Raw genomic sequence first — 23094 nt, forward strand, 5'->3', positions numbered from 1 at the left:
GCAACAGAACACGCTACCGCTGCGACGAGGTCCGCTATATGGTTCGCTCCCAGAGCCAGCGGCCTGTGGGGAGGTTCCGGACCCGACGGAAGGACAACACCGGCATGAACCCTGATCGCAACGGCGCGGGGCGTCAAACGCCGATTCCCGAACGGACCCGGACAGTGGTGATTGGCTGCGGACTCAGCGGGATGGCCGTAGCGGCCGAACTGAGCAGGCAGGGCGTGGACTCCATTGTGGTGCACGGCCCGGTTCCGGATGCGGAGGCCATCCGGGGAGCGGCGGCGGAGCCGGAACCCTACACGAAGCGGGACCAGCTGCGCCGGATTCTGCAGGGCTACGCTGCCAGCCACCAGCTGGATATCCGCGGCGACTCCCCGGCGAGGGATCTGCGCCGGGCTGCACCCTCAGGGCTACGCCCCTCCCCCGTGGCCGGCACGGGGAGGTGGGCGGTGCGTACGGGACGGGGGGTGCTGCTGGCCGACACCATTGTCCTCACCAGCTGCTCCCGCTCCGATCTGCGGAAGATGACCAAAGCCGCCGGGGTGGCCACCTGGCCCGAAACGGTAACCGCCCTGCGGGAGGCCGGCGTCTATTTTGTGGGCGTGGGCGGGACCATGCTGCCCACGGTCAGTGAACTCCTGCGTCAGGCCAAAGCCGCCGGCGAAGCCATCGCGGGTGTGATTCTGCCTACGGACGGGCCGAAAGTCAGTCCTCGCGCAACCGCCGCCGGACAATCAGTGCGATCAAAACGGCGACGGCGATAAGCACGACGACGGCGGGGACGGCTACCTGCCAGGAGAGACCGGTGTCCTCCCCCTGGTTCAGCACCGGCGACTGCGAGGAATCGCCCGGCTCGGACGGCTGCACGGACGGGCCTGCAGCAGGGGCCGTCTCAGCTTCGCCTCCCGCGGCGGTGAAGCCGAAGGTCCCCTCAATCGGATGGGCATCCGAGGACACTACCCGCCACTGCACGGTGTACGTGCCCGCCGGCGCGCCGTCGCGCAGCCGCTGGGTGGCAGTGTTGTCCAGGATCCGCACATCACCGTCCGCCCAGTCAGTGCCGTCTTCGGCCAGTACCCTGACCTCGGAGCCGATTGCGGCCGGAGTGTTGGAGAAGGTCAGCTCCACCGCCTCGGGTGCGGAGTCCAGCACCGCACCGTCGGCGGGAACCGAGCCCGTCAGCTCATCGTGTGCTGCCGCCGGCGGCGCGGACAGCAGCAGCCCTGCGAATACGGCGAACAGCAAGGCGGCGAGCGCGGTGAAACCGGACAGGGACGGTCTGTTACGTACGAAGTTCCTCACTGTTTCAGCCTAGCCGCCCCCGGCCGGGGACGCCTCCGGGGCCGCGATAAGATCAAAGTGCAGGATTTCCCTCACTTCATCCCACCGTCAGTTCAGAGGACGCGTCATGCTCAAAAAAGGTTCAAAGCTGGACCGCTACTTCGAGATCACGAAACGGGGTTCATCCGTTGCCACCGAAGTGCGCGGCGGTCTGGCCACCTTCTTCGCGATGAGTTACATAGTGGTACTGAACCCGCTGATCCTTGGCGGCGAAGACTCCATGGGCAACACCATGCCCGGGCCGGCCATTGCCGCCGGAACGGCCCTCGTTGCGGGCATCCTCACCCTGATTATGGGCATTTGGGCCAAGCACCCCTTCGCTATCGCCACCGGCCTGGGCGTAAATGCCTTCGTGGCCGTGACTGTGGCTTCCAATGACGGCCTGACCTGGCCGGATGTGATGGGGCTGGTGGTCATTGCGGGCCTCGCCATGGTCATCCTGGTGCTGACCGGCTTCCGGACAGCCGTATTCCGTGCCGTGCCGCCCAGCCTGAAAACCGCGATTGTTGTGGGCATTGGTCTTTTCGTAACGCTCGTGGGACTGGTCAACGCCGGTTTTGTCCGGCGCAACCTGGACGAGGCCGGCACCACGGTTCCGTTGGGCCTGGGCAACGGAGGGGAACTGCTCGGCTGGCCTACCCTGGTGTTCGTCTTCGGCCTGCTGCTGACCATTGTGCTGATGGCACGCAAGGTCCGCGGCGCCATCCTGATCGGCATCCTGGCCTCCACTGTTTTCGCCGTACTCGTCGAGTGGCTGGCCAGCCCGGGCAGCCAGGGCGCCGGCGTTGCCACCGGCTGGTCGCTGGTAACACCCAGCGCACCCGAATGGGGAGCCCCCGATCTTTCCCTGATCGGCGATGTCAGCCTGGTCGGATCCTTCCAGACCCTGGGCGGCATCGCCGCCTCGCTGCTGGTCTTCGTGATCCTGCTCAGCATCTTCTTCGACGCCATGGGCACCATGGTGGGCCTGGCCGCCGGCGCCGGATCCATCGACAAGGACGGCAACATCCCCAACGTGGAGCGTGTACTCCTGGTTGATGCCGCGGGTGCGGTGGCAGGCGGCGGCGCCGGTGTTTCCTCCAACCAGATCTTCGTGGAATCCGGTGCCGGTATCGGTGAAGGCGCGCGGACCGGCCTGGCCTCCGTGGTGACCGGCCTGCTCTTCCTCGTGGCCATGTTCCTCACCCCGCTGATCTACCTGGTTCCGTTTGAGGCCGTGGCCCCCGCCCTGGTGGTTGTGGGCTACCTGATGGTTTCGCAGGTGGGCAAGATCGATTGGAACGACATCGGGCTGGCCCTGCCGTCCTTCCTGACCTTCGCGCTGATGCCGTTCACCTACTCGATCGCCAACGGCCTGGGCGCCGGGTTTATCTCCTTCACCGTGATCCGCCTCTTCCAGGGCCGCGGCCGCGAAGTGCATCCCCTGATGTACGTGGTCGCCGCAGCTTTCGCACTGTACTTCGGCGTAGGCCCGATCACGGAGCTGCTCGGCGTCTGAGTGACCTGATCCGGGTCCGCCGTTAGACACGGACCATAGCCAAAGAGGGGATCCCCGGCGTGAGCCGGGGATCCCCTCTTCTATTTCCCGTACGGAAACGCAGGCCCGCAGGCTAGGCGGCGACGGTGCGCTCCCAGACCCGGTGGCCGGCCAGCAGGCCGGTCAGTCCGGCAGTCACCTCAGCAGCTTCCCCCGTCACAACACCGGGGGCGTCAGTGGGGATGCCTGCTGCCATCAGGACGGAACTGCCGTCGCCCCAGGCGCCGATGGCCTTTGCATGGCGGAAGGCTTCGGCCAGCATCAGCGTCACCCTCGGGTCGAGGGAGGGATGACCCTCCGGATTGCCGGCCTTCGCGTCCAGGCTGCCGACGGCGTCGGTCGCCGGAGCACCCGAGGCCGCCACCACCACGGCGTCGAACTCAGTGGAACGGGCCGTCAGGTAGGTCCGCTGGACGGTAATCTCTCCGCCCAGCTTCCCGCCGTGGGGAGCCACTACCAGCGGAACCACTCCTTCCGCCTGCAGGGTGGCAAGCACCTCGGAAAGCGCACCGAGGTCGGTGGTGTCATCCGCCACCACACCGACTATCCGGCCGGCCACCGGCCAGGAGCCGCCGATCTGGCTCAGGGCAGGGCTGGGTGCGGTGTCTTCCACGGCAAGCTCCGGTTCCGGTGCTTCGAGGCCCAGTCCCATGGCGACCTCTGCGGCCAGCCGTGCGTCGATATTGGCGAGCGACTGGAGCTGGCGCAGCCGGATGTTCTCCTCGTAGCACTTGCCCAGTTCAAAGGTGTAGGCCTGAACCACGTGGTCCTGCTCCACCGGGGTCAGCGAGCGGAAAAACATCCGTGCCTGGCTGTAGTGGTCATCAAAGCTGGCCGGGTTTTCCCGCACCTTCCGGGACGCCGGCACTTCGGCCGGAACGTCAATGAAGGCACCCATGTCGGCGCCGGCCATAAAGGGGCAGCCGCCGTCCAGGGAATTGGGCTGGTACGGGGCCACACCCGCATGGTCGGCATCCTGGTGGAAGCCGTCGCGGAGCATGTCGTTCACCGGGGCGTGCGGGCGGTTGATGGGGATCTGGCTGAAGTTCGGTCCGCCCAGCCGGGTGAGCTGGGTGTCGATGTAGGAGAACAGCCGGCCCTGCAGCAGCGGATCATTGGTGACGTCGATGCCCGGCACGAGGTGGCCGGGGTGGAAGGCCACCTGCTCGGTTTCCGCGAAGAAGTTGGTGGGGTTGGCGTTGAGCGTCATGGTGCCGATGATCTGCACCGGAGCCAGTTCCTCGGGCACCAGCTTCGTCGGGTCCAGCAGGTCGATGCCCTCGAACATTTCATCCTCGGTGTCCGGGAACACCTGGATGCCCAGATCCCACTGCGGGAAGGCGCCTGCTTCGATGGCATCGGCCAGGTCCCGGCGGTGGAAATCAGGATCCATGCCGTTGATGATCTGTGCTTCCTCCCAGACCAGGGAGTGCACGCCCTGACGCGGCTTCCAGTGGAACTTCACCAGGGTGGTTTCCCCCTTGGCGTTGACCAGGCGGAAGGTATGGACGCCGAAGCCTTCCATGGTGCGGTAGGAACGCGGGATGCCGCGGTCGGACATATTCCACATGGTGTGGTGCTGCGCTTCGGTGTGGAGCGAGACGAAGTCCCAGAAAGTGTCATGGGCGCTTTGCGCCTGGGGGATTTCACGGTCCGGGTGCGGTTTGCCCGCGTGGATCACGTCAGGGAACTTGATGGCGTCCTGGATGAAGAAGACCGGAATGTTGTTGGCAACCAGGTCATAGTTGCCCTCGTCCGTGTAGAACTTGGTGCTGAAGCCCCGGGTGTCCCGGACCGTGTCGGCGGAGCCGCGGGATCCCAACACCGTGGAGAAGCGGACAAACACCGGTGTTTCCGTTCCCCTGGCCAGGAAACCGGCGCGGGTCACCCCTTCTGCGGCGCCGTTGGCCACAAATACGCCGTGAGCTGCGGCACCGCGGGCGTGGACTACACGCTCCGGGATGCGTTCATGGTCAAAGTGGGTGATCTTTTCGCGCAGGTGGTGGTCCTGCAGGAGTACCGGCCCGCGAGGACCGGCCTTGAGGGAATGGTCGGTATCCCGCAGCCGTGCCCCCTGGGCGGTGGTCAGGTACCGTCCGCTCTGGGCGTTGGAGGACTTCGGCGCGCCGGTGGGAACTCCGGTGGGGGACACGGTCTCCGGTCCGTCCTGGTCCGGCTTGGGCGGCAACGGCTCGCGGGGTTCGATCGGCTCGGCCAGGGACGGGGCCGAGGCTGCCGGTGCGCCCGGAATGGGCAGGTCGGGATCGGATGTGCTCTTGTCAGACATGTAGCCTCCATCGTGGTTCAGACCGGCTGCCGGGAGACGGCAGCGTCTTTCCACCCTACTAAATTAGTAAGCAGGCTGACACTTGAGGTGAGGTTAGCTACTCACCGGATCATGCAGGATCCGGGCACCGGCGGCGAAGCTGCGCAGTTTCGCGTCATCCCAGAGATGCGCCGGCACGCCGCCGCCGAGCAGTGCACGAGGCAGGCCGGGATCCTCGGCAAACGGTGCATCGCTGCCGGCCAGGATGATGTTGCCGTAGCGGCGGCCCTTCAGCATGGCCGGATCGGCTATGGCTGCGGTGTACCGGAAGGCGGCACAGATGGTGGCCGCCTCCGCACGCGCACCGCGCAGGTCCGGAGTGTCCCCGCAATTCACTACGTAGACCCCGTCCGGCGCCAGCACCCGCCGGGCATGCGCAGTGAATTCCGCCGTCGTCAGCGGCACCGGCGTCTTCGCGCCGGCGAACACATCCCGGATTACCAGGTCCCGGCTTCCGTCATGCAGGGTCTCCGTGACGGCCCGGGCCTCACCGACCCGGAGCCGCAGCAGCGGCGCCCGGGGCAGATCAAACCAGCCGCGGACCAGCTCGGCCAGGCGCCCGTCGAGTTCGACGGCGACCTGCCGCGCACCCGGATACACGGCGGCAAAATACCGCGCCAGGGAACATGCCGCACCGCCCAGGTGCAGGGCACGCAGGGAGGCATCCGGGCGCCAGCGGGATTCCACCAGGGCCGCAATCCAGCGCATGTACTCGAAATCCAGGTGCCGCGGGTCTGCCAGGTCAATGTGCGAGCTGTGCACCCCGTTGACCATGAGGATCCAGCTGTCGGAGGCGAAGGAGTCCGGCACCAGCTCACAGGTTCCGGTGTCGATGGGGTAGGTTCCAGCCACCGGCCCCGCTCCGGGCGCGGACGTTTCCACGGGGTTCTTACCGGGCCGCTTGCGCCCCATCAGTTCCTCACCATGCGGATTTCCACCATGCCGGTCCCGGCCCAGACCTGGGGCAGGTCCTTGACGGTTCCGTCCGGCACAAAGCCGTTCCGGCGGTAGAACGCCTGCGCCCGGTCATTGTCTTCCAGCACCCAGACATAGGCCGGTGCGTCTGCCACGGTGTGTTCCAGCAGGGCCTGGCCCACTCCGCTGCCGTACGCCTCGGCCAGGATGTAGATGGACCACAGCTCCAGCGGCAGGGCAGCACGGATGTCTTCGTCCCGGGCCGGGCCCGCGGAGGCAAAGCCGAGAAGCCTGCCGTCCCCGGCATGGGCCAGCCAGGTCCGGATGGCGGGATCCGAGGCCTGCTCGGCCAGAGCTGCGCGCCGGTGTTCGACGGCGGCGCTGCGGTCCGCTTCCCGGCGCCGGAAGACCTCCTCGCCGAGGACGTGTGCATAGCTTTCGCGCCAGGACTGCAGATGTACGGAGACGAAGTCCGCGGCGTCGTCTGGCGTGGCACGCCGGATGCTAAAGCTCATGCCTCCAGCTTAAGCGCCGGGGCTGCCAGCACCCGCAGCGGGCTTCCGGGGCCGCGGGCAGAGCAGTAGCTCCGGCTCGCTGACCGCCGCGGATCCCGTGTCATGGCAGATTTCGTCACTGCACTACCGCCAGCGCGAAGCCGTCCCAGCCCTTGGGCCCGACCGTCTGCAGTGCGGTCGCCTGCAGGCGCGGGTCCGAGCCGAGTAGATGCAGGACTTCCCGTGTCCCCTGCACCGCGGCGTCGCCGTCGGGATCCAGCACGCTGCCGCCGCGAACCACGTTGTCCACCACTATGACGCTGCCGGGTCGGGAGAGCCGCACCGCCCAGTCAAGGTAGACGGGATTGTTCACCTTGTCCGCATCGATGAAAACCAGGTCAAACGGCCCGGCGAGCGTGGGCAGCGTGTGAAGGGCCTCGCCCACGCGGATGGTGACCAGGCCGCCGAGCCCGGCCCGTTCCAGGTTGGCGCGGGCAACCTCGGCATGCCGGGGTTCGTATTCACAGGTGACCAGCTCGCCGTCGGGCGGCAGTGCCCGGGCGAGCCAGGTCGTACTGAAACCGCCGAGGGTGCCGATCTCAAGGATCCGCCGGGCACCCCGGATACCGGCCAGCAGCATCAGGAACTTGCCCTGGGCGGCGGATACCTCAATGGCCGGAAGCCCGGCGTCCGCCGTTGCAGTGACAATCCCGGTGAGGGCGGCGTCCGGTTGGACCACTTGGCCGTCCAGGTAGTCCTGCACCTGTTCCCAGTCCTGCATCGCTGCCGCTCCCGCTCTGCCGTATCCGGCGTTAGGCGTGCCCGCTCCGGTCATCCAGTTTTGTGAGGGCGCTTTCCAGCCGCTGGACCTTGCCGGCCAATTCGCCCGTATGGCCCGGCCGGATGTCCGCCTTCAGCACCAGGGAGACCCGGCTGCCGTACTGTCCCACTGCTTCTGTGGCCCGCCGGATCACGTCCATGACCTCATCCCACTCCCCCTCCACCGTGGTGAACATGGCGTCGGTGGAATTGGGCAGGCCGGAATCCCGGACAATCCTTACGGCTGCGGCGACGGCGTCATGCACCGAGGCATCTTGGGCAGGTCCGCCGGGCCGCGTGAGCGGGCCGGCACCGGACGGGGCAACAGAAAAGGCAACAAGCATGCGCCCAGTCTGCCACTGGAGCCGGTCCGGCGCATGCGCAGGGCTCAGGCCCCGGAGGTGTCCGTGGCGGATTCGGCAGCGGCAACACTGCTGAACTTCTCATTCAACCGTGAGTGGCGCTGGCCGTAGGCGAAGTACAGCAGGAAGCCAATCAGCAGCCAGCCGGCAAAGTAGATCCAGGTTTCCACGGCCAGGTTGGTCATGAGGTACAGGCAGAGCAGAGCGGAAAGCACCGGGATTACCGGCCCGAACGGCACCCGGAATGCCGGACGGAGGTCCGGGCGCTTCTTCCGCAGCACCAGGATGCCCAGGCTGACCACCACAAAGGCGGACAGGGTGCCGATGTTGATCATTTCCTCCAGCACGTCCACCTGCGTGAACCCCGCCACCAGGGCTACCAATGCGCCGCACAGGATCTGCAGGCGGGCAGGCGTGGCGTGCTTGTCACTGGTCCGGGACAGGGCACGCGGCAGCAGTCCGTCGCGGCTCATGGCCAGCACCACGCGGGCCAGGCCCATCAGCAGCACCATGATCACGGTGGTGAGTCCAATCAGGGAACCGACGGCAATCACCGCAGCCGCCCCGTTGTTGCCCACCAGGGAGAAGGCGGTGGCGAGGTTCGGGGACTCCACCGACGCCAGGTCGGTGTAGGAGACCATGCCGGTCAGGGCGAGGGACACGCCGATGTACAGCAGGGTCACCACGGCCAGGCCTGCGAAGATGCCCCGCGGGAGGGTTTTACCCGGATCCTTGACCTCTTCGGCCGAGGTGGCAACAACGTCGAAGCCGATAAAGGCAAAGAAGACGACGGCGGCACCGGCAAACACTCCCAGGAGTCCGTACTGGGCCGGGGCAGCTCCGGTGACGAAGGAGAACAGGGACTGCTGCAGCACACCCTCGCTGCCGCTGCCGGAGGTAGGAACGGAGTCCGGGATGAACGGGGTGTAGTTCTCCGCCTTCACGTAGAAGAACCCGGCCACGATCACAAACAGCACCACGCCCACCTTGATGATGGTGAAAACGTTGCCCACCTGGGCGGAAAGCTTGGTGCCCATGACCAGCAGGATGGTGAACACGGTAACAATCAGGAACGGACCCCAGGTCAGGTCAATCGGCCCGAAGTGCAGGGTCGCGGGAACGTCCAGCCCTATCAGCGCAAACACTTCGCTGAGGTAGATGCCCCAGTACTTGGCGATCACCGCCGCGGCGGTGAACAGTTCAAGGATCAGGTTCCAGCCGATGATCCACGCCACCAGCTCGCCCATGGTCGCGTAGCTGAACACATAGGCGGAACCGGCCACGGGAATGGCCGTGGCGAACTCGGCGTAACACATGATGGCGAGCGCGCAGGTGATGGCGGCCAGGATGAAGGAGACCGTCACGGCGGGTCCGGAAAACTCGGCGGCGGCCTTAGCCCCCACCGAGAAGATGCCGGCGCCGACGGCGACCGCGACACCCATGATCATCAGGTCCCACGTGGTGAGCGAACGCTTTAGCCGGCGCCCCGGCTCATCGGCATCCGCCAGGGAGTTCTCAATGGGTTTGGTACGGAAGAGACTCACGGGGGTCCTCGCCTTGGGTTTTGAGGAAATCTAACCATTTAATCGTAGGCTCGGCGCTCTGCGGCACTTATGTCAGTCTCACATGCTGAGACGGGAGAGTCCACGAAGAGCCGGCCGGCAGGGTCCCTCCACGGTGTCCGCTGGCAAGTCCGGGATGCTTTTGCGACTATTGATGTGATGCACGCCACGGGTCGCCTCAGGCGCCCGGGCGCGTGCCCTCCCGGCAACGAACGGAAACGCAGCTATGGCCCGTGGAATCTATGTCAGTGCCATGACGCCGGGTTCCGGCAAGTCCCTGATCAGCCTGGGGCTGGCGGACATGCTGGGCCGCCATGCAGACCGGGTGGGCTTCTTCCGGCCGATTGTTGAAGGTGATAATCCCGCCGCAGACCCGATGGTGGAACTGATGCAGCGCCGGTTCAATCTTGGCCCGGCCACCTGCCGCGGCGGTTTGACCCGCGCGCAGCTGCGCGCGCTGCTGGTGGCAGGTGAGCGGGGCGAAGTGGACGCCCGCTGCCTTGCGGTTTACAGCGAGATTGCCGCCCACTGCGATGTGGTCATTGTGGAGGGAACGGACCTTTCCGGGCACGACGTTGCACTGGAGTTCGATCTCAACGCCAGGCTGGCCAATGACCTGGGGACCGTGGTGCTCGCCGTCGTAAATGCCCAGGAAATGACCGCGGCGGAAACCGCGGACGCCGTGGATGTTTCCCGCCGCCAGCTCGCCGAGGCGAAATGCGACCTGCTGGCCATGATGGTCAACCGTGCCGCGCCGTCGGAGCTTGATGACATCAGTGCTGCCATGCGGCCGGGCAACAGCGGACGGCCGGTCTACGTCCTGCCGGAACAAAGCGAGATCTCCCAGCCGTCCGTAGCCGAGGTGCAGAAGGCCCTGCAGGCGCGACAGGTGGCCGGCAGTCCCTCCCTTGAACGCGACGTCTCCGCAGTGAAGGTCGCCGCCATGACCGTGAGCAACTTCCTTCCCCAGCTGACGGACGGCACGCTGGTCATTGTCCCGGCGGACCGTGCCGACGTTATGGTGGCCACCCTCGCCTCCTCCATCTCCTCCGACTTCCCGGTGGCCAGCGGCATGATCCTCACCGGCGGCCTGCCGGTGGAACCAGCCATCCTGGGACTGCTGGCCTCCGCGCCCTTCCCGGTGTTCGACGTCGGCGCGGACACCTACACCACGGCCCGCCGGGTCAGCCAGGTCCGCGGCGAAATCTCCAGCGGCAATCGGCGGAAGGTCGCGGCGGCACTGGGCGCCTGGTCCAGGCATGTGGATGAGGCTGAGCTGCTTGAGCGGCTCGCCCTCCCCCGCCCCGCCACGACCACCCCGCTGCGCTTCCTGAATGAGCTGATCATGCGTGCCCGCGCCAGCCGGCAGCGGATTGTCCTGCCCGAAGGGCTGGACGTGCGGATCCTGCAGGCCGCGGAAATCCTCAGCCGCCGGGACGTATGCGCCCTGACCGTCCTGGGGCCGGAGGCGCAGATCCGGGAGCTGGCCGCCAGCGAGGGCATTGACCTGTCCAACATCAGCGTCATCAATCCCGCCACCAGTGCCCTGCGGGATGAATTTGCCCGGGAGTACGCCTCCTTGCGCAAACACAAGGGCGTCACGCTGGAAGACGCCGCGGAACGTATGCTGCACGGGGCATACTTCGGAACCATGATGGTCCAGCTCGGCCGGATGGACGGCATGGTCTCCGGGGCGGCCCACACCACGGCCAACACCATCCGCCCCGCCTTGGAGTTCATCCGCACACGGGAGGGCGTGAAGATCGTGTCCTCCGTGTTCCTGATGCTGCTCTCTGACCGCGTGCTGGTGTACGGGGACTGCGCGGTGAATCCGGACCCGGATGCGGAGCAGCTGGCGGACATCGCCTTGGCATCCGCCGCCACCGCCGCACAGTTCGGCGTCACGCCCCGCGTGGCCATGCTGTCCTACTCCACCGGATCCTCCGGCAAAGGCGGCTCCGTGGAGCGCGTGCGCCAGGCCACTGAGCTTGTCCGCGCCGCCCGCCCGGACCTGCCGGTGGAAGGGCCCATCCAGTACGACGCCGCCGTGGACGCCTCCGTGGCGGCCTCTAAGGTGCCGGGCTCCTCGGTGGCCGGCCAGGCCACGGTGTTCATCTTCCCGGACCTGAACACCGGCAACAACACCTATAAGGCAGTCCAGCAGTCCGCGGGAGCCGTGGCGGTGGGGCCGATCCTGCAGGGACTGCGCAAACCCGTCAACGACCTCAGCCGCGGCTGCACCGTTGAAGACATCGTCAACACCGTGGCCATCACCGCGGTCCAGGCGCAGGAGGACTGATGCTGGTTCTGGTAATCAATTCCGGTTCGTCGTCACTGAAGTACCAGGTGCGGGAAACGGAGACGGAAGAGCTGCTGACAAAGGGCATCATCGACCGGATCGGGGATGTGGTTCCGGATCATGCGGCTGCCCTCGAAGAACTGGCCGGCCGGCTCCGGGAGGAACTGGACGGGCGAAGCATCGACGCCGTGGGACACCGCGTGGTCCACGGCGGCGAGCGCTTCAGCGAGCCCGTGCTGATCAACAATGAAATTGTCCGCTCCATTGAACGGCTGAGCCCGCTGGCGCCCCTGCACAACCCCGCCAGTGCCATGGGCATCCGGGCAGTGCATGACAAGTGGCCGAAAATCCCGCAGGTGGCGGTCTTCGACACCGCATTCCACCGCACCCTGCCCGAACGGGCCTGGCACTACGCCCTGCCGAACACCCTTTACCGCCGCTACGGCATCCGCCGCTACGGATTCCACGGCACCAGCTACGGCTACGTAGCCCCGACGGCCGCCCGGTTCCTTGGCATCGATCCCGCCAGGTTCAACGCCGTGATTGCGCACCTGGGCAACGGCGCTTCCGTAGCGGCTATCCGGAACGGAAAGAGCATTGATACCTCCATGGGATTCACCCCGCTTGAAGGACTGGTGATGGGCACCCGCAGCGGCGATGTGGATCCCTCAATCCTCATCTTCCTGGCCCGGCAGGGCTACGACGCGGACACCCTCGATGACCTGCTGAACCGCGAATCCGGCCTGCGCGCGCTGGCCGGACAGTCCGACATGCGCAGCATCGAGACAGCTGCGGAGCAGGGCGATGAGCGCTCCCGGCTGGCGCTGGACGTCGCCGCCTACCGGCTCGCGAAATACATCGGCGCGTACCACGTGGCCGTGGGAGGCGCCCAGGCGGTGGTGTTCACGGCCGGAATTGGCGAGAACGGCTGGAAATTCCGGCAGCTTGTGCTGGACCAGCTCGGCCCGCTGGGTATCCGGCTCGATTCCGAAGCCAACCTGGTAACGGGAAAGCAGGCCAGGCGGATCAGCACGGAGGATTCAGTGATCCCCGCCCTGGTGGTGCCCACGGACGAGGAGGAAGCGATCGCGGAAGCCACCGCCGCCGTCGTCGGGAACCTGGAACAGGAACCCGTCTTCTAATGGAAGGTGTTTCCCGATAACGGATCCGCCCTGCGGGGCAGGCCAAAGACCGGGCACCTGCTGACAGGCCGCATGGCGCGTTGGTACGGTGGCAGACCCGGTTAAGCAGTGGCCGGGACCCGCGTCTCCGTGGAGATGACATGGAAGAGCCGCTTCGCGTACTGGTACGCGTGGATACCAGAGATGCCACCGCATCGGTGGAAGTACGGGGATCGCTCACGGGCTCCAACTGCGAGACCCTGCTCCGGATCCTCCGGCACACAGCCACGCTGGGGGCCAGCATCTGCGTCAACCTCACCCGCGCGGTCCGGGTTGAATCCGACGCCTTCACCGTTCTCGCCGCAGCCGTCCGTGAAATCGACGGACCGGTGGAAATCACCAGAAGGCCGGGCGGAACGGAGGACGGTCCGGCGCCCGTCGGAACCGACTCCCTGGACAGCAGGCCGCAGGAGAGCAACCCGCAGGACAGCAGCCCGCAGGACAGCCGTGCGCTGCAGCGCGATCCCCTGGACAATGCCCGTGCACTTGAAATGATCCTGGCCCGGGACCGGAGCGTGCTCGCCGCACCGCGCATTCAGCCCGGCGCCGGGCGCCCCCGCCCCGCCGGGCGTGCTGCCGGACACAGCCCCGGTTCCTAGCGGCCTTCCCGGTCGATCCAGACACCGCGGCAAACCTGTGGCAGGCCCTGTTGAGTAGTTCCGAAACGCAGCCGTTTTGTCAGTACGCTTATCAATTGGCAGAATGGGCCTTAGTTCTTTCAACGTACTCAGCATGCAACCAGCAGGAGGATCGCACGTGAAAGCAGTTACTTGGCAGGGAAAAAACTCCGTCAGCGTCGAGCAGGTTCCGGATCCGGTGATTCAGGAACCGACTGACGCCATCATCCGCGTCACCTCCACCGCAGTCTGCGGTTCGGACCTCCACCTCTACGGGGTGCTGATGCCCTACATGAAGCCGGGCGACATTCTCGGCCACGAAACCATGGGCATCGTGGAAGAGGTCGGCTCCGCCGTCACCAACCTGAAGAAGGGTGACCGCGTGGTTATCCCCTTCCAGATCGCCTGCGGCGACTGCTACATGTGCCGCCAGGGCCTGCAGACCCAGTGTGAGGTCACCCAGGTCCGCGAGAAGGGAATGGGCGCCGCGCTCTTCGGCTTCTCCGAGCTGTACGGCTCCGTTCCCGGCGGACAGGCCGAGTTCCTGCGGGTGCCGCTGGCCGACTACAACCCCATCAAGGTGGGCTCCGAACTCCCGGACCAGCGCTACCTCTTCCTCTCCGACATCCTGCCCACCGCCTGGCAGGGCGTCCAGTACGCCAACGTGCCCGACGGTGGCACCCTGGCCGTTTACGGCCTGGGTCCGGTGGGCCAGTTCGCGGCCCGCATCGGCACGCATCTGGGCTACCGCGTCATCGGCGTGGATCCGGTCGAGGAACGGCGGAAGCTCGCCTCCCAGTACGGCGTGGAGACCCTGGACCTGCACAAGGAAGTCGCCGATGAGCTGCGCAGCCTGACCGACGGCCGCGGCCCGGACTCCGTAGTGGACGCCGTCGGCATGGAAGCCCACGGCTCCCCGGCCGGCAAGGCCGCCCAGACCGCCGTCGGCCTGCTGCCGGACAAGCTTGCGCAGAAGGCCATGGAAACCGCGGGAACGGACCGTCTCTCCGCCCTGCACGGAGCCCTTGACGCGGTCCGCCGCGGCGGCACCGTCTCCCTCAGCGGTGTGTACGGCGGCACGGCCAGCCCCATGCCGCTGATGAACATGTTCGACAAGCAGCTGAACCTGCGGATGGGTCAGTGCAACGTCAAGCGCTGGACCGATGACCTGATGCCGCTGGTGGAGGATTCCGCGGATCCGCTGGGCGTCACCAACCTGGTCACCCACCAGGCGTCCCTGGAAGATGCCCCCGAGCTTTACGAAAAGTTCCAGAAGAAGGAAGACGGCTGCATCAAGGTGGTCTTCCAGCCGGGCGTCCGCGACTGAATGCCGGCCGCTTAGCGGCTGCTTCACATGCACGGCCAAGCGCCGGGCCTGCCCCCCCCCCCGGGGGCAGGCCCGGCGTTTTTTGTTGTCCCCACCGGTGGCCGGAGCCGGAGGCTGCGGGCCGCTCCCTGCCTAGCCGGCTAGCGCCGCCGGACCTCCCGCAGCGGAAGCCGCCGCAGCTCGGGCGTGAGGGCGCTTCCGCTGATTTCCAGGCGCAGGTAGGTGCAGAACGGCTGCCGGCGGCGGTCCGTGGGCGAGCCGGGATTCAGCAGGCGCATACCCGCCGGTGTGACCGAATCCCAGGGGATGTGGCTGTGTCCAAAAACCAGCAGGTCGGTGTCCGGAAACTGCTCATCCATGCGCTCTTCCCGCCCGGCCGCCGGCCCGGTTTCATGCACGACGGCGAGCCGCACCTCCTCAACCAGGGCCCGCCCCACCAGGGGCAGGCGGGCGCGCAGGCCGGCGCCGTCGTTGTTGCCGTAGCAGGCCACCAGCTTCCGTGAGCGTTCCGCCAACTGGTCGAGCAGCTCCTCGCTTACCCAGTCACCGGCATGGACCACAATGTCCGCGGCGTCTATTTCTGACCAGACTTCCTCCGGAAGGGCCTTGGCCCGCTTGGGCAGATGCGTGTCAGCGAGGAGCAGGAGCTTAGTGGACATTTACTTCCGCAGGCTCCAGGCCCAGAGGATCAGCGGAAGCTGCAACGGCAGGCGCAGGCTGTGGATCAGCTTCTCCCGATCCCCGCCGCGCGGTCCGAAGGACCGCTGCAGGGCACTGATATGGCCGGCGATAAAAGCAACATACATGGCAGCCGTACCGGTGGCCGCCGTGCGCCGGGTTGCCGGCAGCAGCAGGGCGGCCGCCGCCGCGAACTCCAGGACACCGCTGACATGGGTCCACTGCCGCCGGGTCATCACACCGTATTTGCCGTCGGTGTCGGTGCTGATGCTCCGGGGCACCACGGCATTGTAGAAACGGGGGTTACGGAAGTGGTTTACGGCGCTGGTAGTCAGCAGGGCAGCCATGGCCACAGCCGAGAGGCTCTTGCGGTTCATCGGTTTCCTTTGGTCGGTGAATGCTTCCGGTTACCCGGACGGCGGCAGCGCCGCAGCGCCGGCCAGCGCGTCCGCGGCCCGGACCAGGGCCAGGTGCGAAAACGCCTGCGGGAAATTCCCTGCCATATGTCCGTTGGATGCATCATATTCTTCGCTGAGCAGTCCCAGTTCATTGGAGTATCCCACCAGCTGGTCCATCAGCCGGCGGGCTTCCGGCAGCCGCCCGGTGTACGCGTACTGCTCCACCAGCCAGAAGCTGCAGGCCAGGAACGGGTTCTCCCCGGCGGGCAGCCCGTCCTCACCGGTTTCAGTGGCATAGCGCAGCAGCAGGCCCGAGGGGTGGCGCAGCTGCTTCTCCAACTGCGCCACCGTGCCCAGCATCCGTTCGTCGTTGTAGCCGATGAAACCTACCTGCGGCAGCTGCAGCAGGGAGGCATCCACCCCGGCGCCGCCGTAGTACTGGGTGAAGGAGTTCAGCTCCCGGTCGAAGCCGCGTTCCAGGATTTCGCGCCGCAGTCCGTCCCGCAGCCCCTCCCACACTTCCACCGGGCCCTCGAGCCCGTGTTCCCTGGCCGCATCCGCTGCCCGGTCAAACGCCGCCCACATCATCACCCGCGAGTGCGTGAAGTGCCGGGGCTCCCCCCGCATCTCCCAGATCCCATGGTCCGGTTCCTCCAAATGTTTTTCGAGGTAGTTCAGCAGCGCGCGCTGCAGGGGCCAGGAGAAGTGGTCCTCGGGCACCCCCCGGTCCCGCAGCCGGGCCAGCGCCACCATAACGTGGCCCACCACGTCCGCCTGGTACTGTCCCACGGCACCGTTGCCCAGCCGCACCGGCGCCGCACCCCCGTAGCCGGGGAACTGCGGAAGGACCTGTTCGGGCAATTCCCGGCCGCCGTCCACCGCGTAGAGGATCTGCAGGTCCTCGGGATCTCCCGCCACTGCGCGCAGCAGCCAGCTGCGCCACTGCAGCGCCTCTTCCTGATAACCGTGCGTCATCATGGCCACCAGGGTCAGGGCGGCATCGCGGAGCCAGCAGTAGCGGTAGTCCCAGTTGCGTTCGCCGCCTGCTTCTTCAGGCAGTGAGGTGGTGGGGGCTGCAACAATGCCGCCGGTGTCCTCATGCGTCAGGGCCCGCAGCACCAGCAGTGAGCGGCGGACCGCCTGCTCGTAGCCGCTGGATTCCAGACGCCGGTGCCCCCACTCCTGCCAGTAAGCCGATGTGCGCTTCAACGCCGCGTCCAGGTCCTGCGGCGGCGGAACCGGCCGGTGCGAGGGGTACCAGGTCAGTTCCAGGTCCAGGCACTCGCCCGCGGAGACCTCGAATTCTCCGATGTGGCTGTGGTTGCTGGCCACGGGCAGGTGCTTGCTCCGCAGCACCAATGCACCGGGACCGGCGATGGCTGAGAGGTGTTCCCCGCCGCTGTCTGTACCGCGGAAGACCCAGGGCATCACGGTTCCGTAGCCGAAACGGATTTTCAGCTCCTGCCGCATGGCAACCGTGCCGCTGATGCCTTCGATTCGGCGTACCAGTGAAGCCCGCCGGTCCCCCACCGGCATGTAGTCGGTAACCCGCACCGCCCCGCCGGGTGCCTGCCAGTGCGTGCGCAGCACGAAGGTGGACTCGAGGTAGCCGCGGTGCGTCACGGTGGCCGCCGGATCGCTGGGGGCAAGCAGCCAGCGGCCGTGTTCGCTGGTACCCAGCAGCGCACCGAAAACGGACGGCGAATCGAACCGGGGCAGGCACAGCCAGTCCATGCTGCCGGTACGCGAGATCAGTGCGCCGGTGTGCAAATCGGAGACAAGCGCGTAGTCCTCGATGGGGCAGGGCAGCTGGGGCGGCACGGTGGCCGCCGTGACGGTATCCGGGAGGGGGAACGCCGCAGAAAACTCTACCGGGGATGCCATGGCACTACTCAACCACACCGCTCCGGCCGGATCCCGTGCTCGTAGCGCACCCGAGCCAATCACTGATTAGATTGGGTCAGGGCCGTTCCGGTGTTCAGCTACCGGCCGCGGACCCCTCACTGGATTAGGGAGCGGTATTGAAACTCGCGTCAACAATGGCACTGTCCGTGAAGGAGGCCCGCGCGTGAGCGCCGTCGCAGCCCCCACCGACGAGGAGCGCGCCCTCGCCCTGCGCCGCATGAAAATGCTGGCGACAGGGTTGCTGATTGCCCTGGCGGTGATTTTCCTTTTTGCCTTCGCCCTGCAGGAGCGGTATCCGTGGCTGGCGTACGTCCGGGCCGCTGCCGAAGGCGGCATGGTGGGCGCCCTTGCTGACTGGTTCGCCGTGACCGCGCTGTTCAAGCATCCGATGGGCATCAAGATCCCGCATACGGCCATCATCCCGGAAAAGAAGGACCAAATCGGCGCCTCCCTGGGCCAGTTCGTGGAACAGAACTTCCTGTCCGAGGAGATCATCCGGACCAAACTTGACTCCATGCAGGTGGCCCGGAAGGCAGGCACCTGGCTGGCCCGGCCCGAGGGCGCCGAACGGGTGGCTACCGAAGGCGCCGCCGCCATCCGCGGTGCACTGCGCGTACTGGATGACGACGCCGTCCGCGACGTCCTCGAATCCATGTTCCGCCGGCATGTGGTGGATCCCCAGTGGGGCCCGCCGGCCGGGCGGATGGCCCAGCGGGTGTTTGAAGAGGGCCACCACCATCAGCTGGTGAACCTGATCGTGGACAGCCTTGCCGACTGGGTGCTGGCAAACCCCGAGGTGATCAGCCGGCTGGTAGCCGAACGTTCGCCGTCGTGGGTTCCTTCGTTCCTGGATGACCTGGTGGGCGAACGGGTGCAGGTCCAGGCCGAGCGATTCCTGCTCGATGTGCAGGAGAATCCGAACCACCAGCTCCGTGTGGCGCTGGATAACTACCTCACCGGGGTGGCCAGGGACCTGCAGGAAGATCCCAAGACCATGGCCAAGGCCGACGCCGTGAAGGAGCAGGTCCTCGACGATCCCCGGGTCCGCGAACTGATGACGCAGACGTGGACCACCATCAAGAACGCACTGATGACTGCTGCGGAGGACCCGGAGAGCGAACTGACCCGGAACTTTACCTCTGCTGTGCAGGACTTCGGTACGCGCCTGGTCAATGATCCGGAGCTTGCGGCGAAGGTGAACGGTTACGTTGCGGACGCTGCCGGTTACCTGGTCCGCACCTACCGCAGCGACATCGCCGGTGTGATCACCGAAACGGTGGAACGCTGGGATGCGCAGGAAACCTCGGAGAAGATTGAACTGCAGGTCGGCAAGGACCTGCAGTTCATCCGGATCAACGGCACCGTGGTGGGTTCCCTGGCCGGTCTGGCCATCTTCACGGTCGCCTCCGCCGTTTTCGGCTAGCCGCCTCGCTCCGCCGGCGGAGCCAACCGTCCGGTTGGCTAGGCGGGCTTGTCCAGGCGGTCCAGCTCGCCGGCGAGCTGCCCGGGAATGGTTGCGGGCGGTTCGCCGAAGGCTGCACGGGTGGCGCGGATAACGCCCTTGCCCATGGCACGGTTGCCTACGCCGCCGACGACGGCGCCCACACCAAGCGGCAGGGCACGTCCCAGCAGCGCAGTACCCTGGCGCGCCATCACCCGCTTGAGGAACTGCTTCCGGATGCCTGCGCCTACGGAGCCGAGCACACCCGAGGGCATGTTGCCGATGGTGCTGCCCCAGGTGGAGGCACTGCCCCGCCCGGCAAGCGACTGCATCATGGAAGTGCCCTCCTCGCCCAGCATGATGGCCATCACCATCGTGCGGGAACGTTCCGGGTCCGCCAGCCGCACGCCGTGCAGCTCAGCCACTGACTGGGCATACAGTGCGGTGGCCTCGAGGAACCCGACCGTTGCCGCGGCCGAGAGGCCCAGGGCGGCGGCAGTTCCTACGGCCGGTATAACCGCGGTGGCACCAACTGCTGCGCCACCACCCATCACCGTATTGAGGTAGTGCCGGTCCAGGATGCTAATCAGCTCCGCGGCATCGGCTGAGGGATGCCTGCGCTGCAGCCGGCGGATATTGGCGAGCACCAGGGGCCGCTGCACTTCGATCGCGCGTTCGATACCCCGGACCACGTGCGGTTTGGGCTGTCCGTCCGGCCCGAAGGCGGCCCGGCCGGCCAGTTTGGCTGCGGGATTGAACTTGCGTCGCTTCACTAGAACTCTCCTTGGGGAAATCCGGTGCCGGCGTGGATCTTTCGTCTGTTTAAAGCTAAAGGGCGGGATCCGGTGGAATATTCCAGCCGGGCCCCGCCCTCCAAATCAGCACGCCGCGTCAGCGGCGTTCACGCACTACTTAGGCGCGGCTGCCGCTCTTGCGGGTAACGAAGCCGTAGATCAGCAGAACGATGATCGAGCCTACGATGGCCAGGACCCAGGTCCAGAGCGACGTCAGGCTGAAGAGCTCGCCGCCGTCTCCCATGACCAGGCTGCCGAGCCAGCTACCGAGCAGAGCGCCAATAACACCGAGGACCAGAGTGGCGAGCCAGCCGCCGCCCTGACGACCCGGAAGGATCAGCTTTGCAATTGCACCTGCGATGAGACCCAGAATAAGGAACGCAATGATACCCATTTGATTCTCCTTGCTGTGTGAGTGACAGTGATTTCCAGCGCCGCCTTGTGAGCAGCGCTTTCCTCCAGCCTACTTGATCAGCATGCTTAGTCAGTAGTCGGACAGGAATTCCCTTAAGGCGCAAACTGTGTTAGTTACCGCGCGTGTGGCGGTTTTTCCTGGCGTGTGTCGGAATTCAGATAGCGGCGAAGGAAAACGCCAACATCGGCTATTTCCTGCGCTCCGATGGAATGTCCCATGCCTGGATAGGTCCGTGCAGTCAGTGCCGTGTTTTCCTCCAGCCAGTCCTGCGTATGGTTTACGGCATCGGCATTGATGACCCAGTCCTGCCGGTCCCGCCCCCAGAAAAAAGGCACCCGCACCGGCAGCGGTTCACTGGCTGCCAGGAGCGGGTTTGGGGCAATGAAACCGGACAGGCCGACGACGGCGCGGAACTCCTGGGGCCGCAGCCTGAGCAGGGTGCCGGCCATGGCCATTCCCTGCGAGAAACCTGCCAGCGACACCCCGCTGAAGGCATATTCGCTGCGCAGGCGGTCAAGCTGGGAAAGGAGTTTCAGGGCAGCTTCCAGCACCTCCGAGGAATCCGAAGTAAGCAGCGGGTCAAGCAGGAACCACCCGCTGCCGCCGCCCACCTCCAGCCCGCCGCGGACGGCAGCACCCACGGCTGACTCCGGCAGCGCCGCGAACAACGGTTCCATGGCCTCTTCCCCGGATCCATAGCCGTGCAGCAGGACAACCAGCTCCCGCCCCCGGCGCCGGTCCGCCGGTGCGGACCATGTCACGTTTTCCATCGGGCCAGCCTAGCGCCGGCGCCCGCGTTTGCAGCCCCCGACGGGCACCCCCGCCCCGCCACCATTGCCACGGGCGGTGCACCAAAAGTAAAGTCGCATCAGCGCATAAACAGTGGTATTTGCCACAGATTGCGGGTGTGCATGGATCCGATCAGAAGCCCTCATAACCACCGGAATAAGCGCCGGAAACCGCCCTGCCGGACGGTCCGGTGTGCTCCACCGGCCGTTCCGTGGATATCCGGCGAGGATGGATTCCCTTCATGATCATCACGCTCACCGCCAATCCCAGCCTGGACCGGACCGTCGGGCTTCCGGGTGCACTGGTAAGGGGCGCCGTACAGCGGGCTTCCGCCTCAGAGGAGGAATCCGGCGGCAAAGGGGTCAATGTTGCGCGTGCCCTGACGGTGTCCGGGGTAAGGGCGGTCGCCGTTCTCCCGGGAGCGGACGCGGACCCGGTCATGGGCGGCCTGCGGAAAACCGGCGTGGAGTACGTCAACCTGCCGATTGAGGCACCGCTGAGGAGCAACATCACCCTCACGGAACCGGACGGAACCACCACCAAGGTCAACGCCCCCGGACCTCCCCTGAACCCGGTGGAGCAGGAAGCCCTGATTGCCCTGCTGGTGGGGGCCTGCGCTGTGAAGGACGGCAGTGGCAGCCCTGCCTGGGTGGTTTTGGCCGGCTCTCTGCCGCCCGGCGTGCCACCGGACTTCTACGCAGTGACCGCCTCGGCAGTACGGGACCGGCTGGGGCCGGAGGCCCCGCGGATTGCCCTGGATTCCTCCGGCCCGCCCCTGACCGGTGCACTGCTGCACGGTGCGGGACCGGATCTGGTGAAGCCCAATGCCGAGGAACTCGCCGAAGCCACCGGGTTCTCATCGGAAGCGGCACTCGAGGAAGACCCGCTGCTGGCCGTCCGTGCTGCCCACATGCTGCTCGAGCGCGGCGTCGGGGCCGTCCTTGCAACGCTGGGCGCGAAGGGGGCGCTGCTCGTCACCGCGGAGGGAAGCTGGCTCGCCTCCCGCCCTCCGGTCCAGGCCCGGTCAACGGTGGGGGCCGGTGACTCAGCATTGGCGGGGTACCTCCTGGCGGAAGTCGCAGGACTTTCCCCGTCCGATTGCCTGCGGCAGGCCGTGGCGCACGGTGCCGCAGCGGCCTCACTGCCCGGAACCCGGCTTCCTGCCCTCGCGGACACCGACCCCGCGGCCGTGACCGTCACCGCCCTGAACGGTCCCGGCGGCCCTGCCGCCTCCGGGACAAGCACTGCCTCGCCCTCGAAGGAGGAACGCTGATGTCGGATCTGATCACCCCGGAGCTGGTTACCCTTGACCAAAACCTTGGCGCAGACAAAGGCTCGGTGATTGCCCACCTGGCCCGCGCCGTCGTTTCAGCCGGCCGCGCGCAGAGTTACGACGATTTGTACGCCGACGCGATGGCCCGCGAAGGAAAAACAGCCACCGGTGTTCCCGGCGGCATCGCCATTCCGCACTGCCGCTCCGCGGCCGTCACCAAGGCAACCCTGGCTATGGCACGAATCGACCCGCCGGTGGACTGGGGAGCGAAGGACGGACCGGCGGATATTGTCTTTTTCATTGCTGCTCCGGAAGGCGCCGACCAGGAACACCTGCAGCTGCTGGCCAAGCTGGCCCGGTCGCTGATCCGCAAGGATTTCACCGCGTCCCTACGTTCGGCGGCCACCCCCGGCGACGTTGTTGAACTGGTCGACGGCGCGCTGGGGCTCGGTCCGGGTCCGGCCGGAACAGACAGCTCCGGCGCCGCCGGCCCGGCAGCGGCAGGCGGGGCCGCCACCGGCGCCACGGCAGCAGGCTCCACGGGCGCCGCAGGGAGTTCCGCCACCGGCAGTTCCGGAACCGCAGGCAGCTCCGGGACCGGCGCGGGTGCGACGGCGG

At 66.6% G+C, this 23094-nt stretch carries 22 protein-coding genes; 9 read left to right on the forward strand and 13 right to left on the reverse strand.

Going from position 1 to position 23094, the window contains the following annotated elements; translation table 11 throughout:
• Positions 1–104: 104 nt before the first annotated feature.
• On the forward strand, positions 105–767 hold the full coding sequence (locus AC5RVB_RS13480) for an NAD(P)/FAD-dependent oxidoreductase (RefSeq protein ID WP_290243253.1): 663 nt from the start codon (positions 105–107) through the stop codon (positions 765–767).
• Here the strand turns inward: AC5RVB_RS13480 and AC5RVB_RS13485 are convergent.
• Entirely contained in the window at positions 709–1305 is a 597-nt protein-coding gene (locus AC5RVB_RS13485; protein WP_494142911.1) for a copper resistance CopC family protein, read from the reverse strand. The two genes, AC5RVB_RS13480 and AC5RVB_RS13485, sit on opposite strands and share 59 nt — an antisense overlap.
• 106 nt (positions 1306–1411) lie before the next feature.
• Here AC5RVB_RS13485 and AC5RVB_RS13490 point away from each other — a divergent pair, with 106 nt between their 5' ends.
• Complete coding sequence (locus AC5RVB_RS13490; RefSeq protein ID WP_227906019.1) at positions 1412–2842, forward strand: NCS2 family permease; 1431 nt, start codon at positions 1412–1414, stop codon at positions 2840–2842.
• A 112-nt stretch (positions 2843–2954) separates the two neighbouring features.
• Here AC5RVB_RS13490 and AC5RVB_RS13495 read toward each other — a convergent pair whose 3' ends face one another.
• The 6 genes from AC5RVB_RS13495 to AC5RVB_RS13520 form a co-directional block, all read right to left on the reverse strand.
• Complete coding sequence (locus AC5RVB_RS13495) at positions 2955–5168, reverse strand: catalase (protein WP_494142912.1); 2214 nt, start codon at positions 5166–5168, stop codon at positions 2955–2957.
• 93 nt (positions 5169–5261) lie between these two features.
• Positions 5262–6119, reverse strand: a complete 858-nt coding sequence (locus AC5RVB_RS13500; RefSeq protein WP_494142913.1) for a spermidine synthase — start codon at positions 6117–6119, stop codon at positions 5262–5264.
• Entirely contained in the window at positions 6119–6637 is a 519-nt protein-coding gene (locus AC5RVB_RS13505; RefSeq protein ID WP_494142914.1) for a GNAT family N-acetyltransferase, read from the reverse strand. Before AC5RVB_RS13505 ends, AC5RVB_RS13500 begins: the two co-directional genes overlap by 1 nt.
• Positions 6638–6752: 115 nt before the next feature.
• Entirely contained in the window at positions 6753–7397 is a 645-nt protein-coding gene (locus AC5RVB_RS13510) for an O-methyltransferase (protein WP_494142915.1), read from the reverse strand.
• 31 nt (positions 7398–7428) lie between these two features.
• Positions 7429–7779 (reverse strand): thiamine-binding protein, encoded by a 351-nt coding sequence (locus tag AC5RVB_RS13515; RefSeq protein WP_227903247.1) that lies wholly within the window; start codon positions 7777–7779, stop codon positions 7429–7431.
• 44 nt (positions 7780–7823) lie between these two features.
• Positions 7824–9341, reverse strand: coding sequence for an APC family permease (locus tag AC5RVB_RS13520; RefSeq protein ID WP_227929689.1), 1518 nt, complete (start codon positions 9339–9341; stop codon positions 7824–7826).
• A gap of 244 nt (positions 9342–9585) precedes the next feature.
• On the opposite strand from AC5RVB_RS13520, the gene pta reads away from it, so the two are divergent.
• The 4 genes from pta to AC5RVB_RS13540 all read left to right on the forward strand — a co-directional run bounded on the left by pta (position 9586) and on the right by AC5RVB_RS13540 (position 14783).
• Positions 9586–11658 carry a phosphate acetyltransferase gene (gene pta / locus AC5RVB_RS13525; RefSeq protein ID WP_227903245.1) on the forward strand — a complete coding sequence of 691 codons (2073 nt, stop codon included), beginning with the start codon at positions 9586–9588 and terminating at the stop codon, positions 11656–11658.
• Positions 11658–12800 (forward strand): acetate/propionate family kinase, encoded by a 1143-nt coding sequence (locus AC5RVB_RS13530; RefSeq protein ID WP_494142916.1) that lies wholly within the window; start codon positions 11658–11660, stop codon positions 12798–12800. Before pta ends, AC5RVB_RS13530 begins: the two co-directional genes overlap by 1 nt.
• Before the next feature lie 140 nt (positions 12801–12940).
• Positions 12941–13438, forward strand: coding sequence for a hypothetical protein (locus AC5RVB_RS13535; RefSeq protein ID WP_494142917.1), 498 nt, complete (start codon positions 12941–12943; stop codon positions 13436–13438).
• A gap of 157 nt (positions 13439–13595) precedes the next feature.
• The gene (locus tag AC5RVB_RS13540; protein WP_227903242.1) at positions 13596–14783 is read left to right on the forward strand and encodes a zinc-dependent alcohol dehydrogenase; all 1188 of its coding nucleotides are present in this window, start codon (positions 13596–13598) and stop codon (positions 14781–14783) included.
• A 140-nt stretch (positions 14784–14923) separates the two neighbouring features.
• Here AC5RVB_RS13540 and AC5RVB_RS13545 read toward each other — a convergent pair whose 3' ends face one another.
• Genes AC5RVB_RS13545 through AC5RVB_RS13555 form a run of 3 tightly spaced genes read right to left on the reverse strand, consistent with a single transcriptional unit; the run spans position 14924 to position 17668 of the window.
• Positions 14924–15442 carry a metallophosphoesterase family protein gene (locus AC5RVB_RS13545; protein WP_227903241.1) on the reverse strand — a complete coding sequence of 173 codons (519 nt, stop codon included), beginning with the start codon at positions 15440–15442 and terminating at the stop codon, positions 14924–14926.
• On the reverse strand, positions 15443–15838 hold the full coding sequence (locus AC5RVB_RS13550; protein ID WP_227903240.1) for a DoxX family protein: 396 nt from the start codon (positions 15836–15838) through the stop codon (positions 15443–15445).
• Between the two features lie 30 nt (positions 15839–15868).
• The gene (locus AC5RVB_RS13555; RefSeq protein WP_227903267.1) at positions 15869–17668 is read right to left on the reverse strand and encodes a glycoside hydrolase family 15 protein; all 1800 of its coding nucleotides are present in this window, start codon (positions 17666–17668) and stop codon (positions 15869–15871) included.
• A gap of 259 nt (positions 17669–17927) precedes the next feature.
• Between AC5RVB_RS13555 and AC5RVB_RS13560 the strand changes: the two genes are divergently transcribed.
• Entirely contained in the window at positions 17928–19187 is a 1260-nt protein-coding gene (locus AC5RVB_RS13560) for a DUF445 domain-containing protein (protein ID WP_423723745.1), read from the forward strand.
• 38 nt (positions 19188–19225) lie between these two features.
• On the opposite strand, the gene AC5RVB_RS13565 is transcribed toward AC5RVB_RS13560, so the two are convergent.
• The 3 genes from AC5RVB_RS13565 to AC5RVB_RS13575 all read right to left on the reverse strand — a co-directional run bounded on the left by AC5RVB_RS13565 (position 19226) and on the right by AC5RVB_RS13575 (position 21184).
• Complete coding sequence (locus tag AC5RVB_RS13565; RefSeq protein ID WP_227903239.1) at positions 19226–19978, reverse strand: hypothetical protein; 753 nt, start codon at positions 19976–19978, stop codon at positions 19226–19228.
• Positions 19979–20117: 139 nt separating this feature from the next.
• On the reverse strand, positions 20118–20393 hold the full coding sequence (locus AC5RVB_RS13570) for a GlsB/YeaQ/YmgE family stress response membrane protein (protein ID WP_227903238.1): 276 nt from the start codon (positions 20391–20393) through the stop codon (positions 20118–20120).
• Positions 20394–20527: 134 nt separating this feature from the next.
• Complete coding sequence (locus AC5RVB_RS13575) at positions 20528–21184, reverse strand: alpha/beta hydrolase (RefSeq protein WP_227903237.1); 657 nt, start codon at positions 21182–21184, stop codon at positions 20528–20530.
• A gap of 260 nt (positions 21185–21444) precedes the next feature.
• On the opposite strand from AC5RVB_RS13575, the gene AC5RVB_RS13580 reads away from it, so the two are divergent.
• Together AC5RVB_RS13580 and AC5RVB_RS13585 are read left to right on the forward strand one after the other, a co-directional pair.
• The gene (locus AC5RVB_RS13580) at positions 21445–22476 is read left to right on the forward strand and encodes a 1-phosphofructokinase family hexose kinase (protein WP_227903236.1); all 1032 of its coding nucleotides are present in this window, start codon (positions 21445–21447) and stop codon (positions 22474–22476) included.
• On the forward strand, positions 22476–23094 hold a 619-nt coding region (locus AC5RVB_RS13585), incomplete at its 3' end, for a PTS sugar transporter subunit IIA (RefSeq protein ID WP_494142918.1). The genes AC5RVB_RS13580 and AC5RVB_RS13585, both read left to right, overlap by 1 nt.

Source organism: Arthrobacter sp. Y3225209 (assembly GCF_059090685.1).

Bases quoted from the DNA above. Each gene is read 5' to 3' on its own strand.
- AC5RVB_RS13480 (WP_290243253.1), top strand. From the start codon at position 105: ATGAACCCTGATCGCAACGGCGCGGGGCGTCAAACGCCGATTCCCGAA.
- AC5RVB_RS13580 (WP_227903236.1), top strand. From the start codon at position 21,445: ATGATCATCACGCTCACCGCCAATCCCAGCCTGGACCGGACCGTCGGG.
- AC5RVB_RS13575 (WP_227903237.1), bottom strand. From the start codon at position 21,184: ATGGAAAACGTGACATGGTCCGCACCGGCGGACCGGCGCCGGGGGCGG.
- AC5RVB_RS13515 (WP_227903247.1), bottom strand. From the start codon at position 7,779: ATGCTTGTTGCCTTTTCTGTTGCCCCGTCCGGTGCCGGCCCGCTCACG.
- AC5RVB_RS13505 (WP_494142914.1), bottom strand. From the start codon at position 6,637: ATGAGCTTTAGCATCCGGCGTGCCACGCCAGACGACGCCGCGGACTTC.
- AC5RVB_RS13550 (WP_227903240.1), bottom strand. From the start codon at position 15,838: ATGAACCGCAAGAGCCTCTCGGCTGTGGCCATGGCTGCCCTGCTGACT.
- AC5RVB_RS13495 (WP_494142912.1), bottom strand. From the start codon at position 5,168: ATGTCTGACAAGAGCACATCCGATCCCGACCTGCCCATTCCGGGCGCA.
- AC5RVB_RS13535 (WP_494142917.1), top strand. From the start codon at position 12,941: ATGGAAGAGCCGCTTCGCGTACTGGTACGCGTGGATACCAGAGATGCC.
- AC5RVB_RS13570 (WP_227903238.1), bottom strand. From the start codon at position 20,393: ATGGGTATCATTGCGTTCCTTATTCTGGGTCTCATCGCAGGTGCAATT.
- AC5RVB_RS13545 (WP_227903241.1), bottom strand. From the start codon at position 15,442: ATGTCCACTAAGCTCCTGCTCCTCGCTGACACGCATCTGCCCAAGCGG.
- AC5RVB_RS13510 (WP_494142915.1), bottom strand. From the start codon at position 7,397: ATGCAGGACTGGGAACAGGTGCAGGACTACCTGGACGGCCAAGTGGTC.
- AC5RVB_RS13530 (WP_494142916.1), top strand. From the start codon at position 11,658: ATGCTGGTTCTGGTAATCAATTCCGGTTCGTCGTCACTGAAGTACCAG.
- AC5RVB_RS13500 (WP_494142913.1), bottom strand. From the start codon at position 6,119: ATGGGGCGCAAGCGGCCCGGTAAGAACCCCGTGGAAACGTCCGCGCCC.
- pta (WP_227903245.1), top strand. From the start codon at position 9,586: ATGGCCCGTGGAATCTATGTCAGTGCCATGACGCCGGGTTCCGGCAAG.
- AC5RVB_RS13490 (WP_227906019.1), top strand. From the start codon at position 1,412: ATGCTCAAAAAAGGTTCAAAGCTGGACCGCTACTTCGAGATCACGAAA.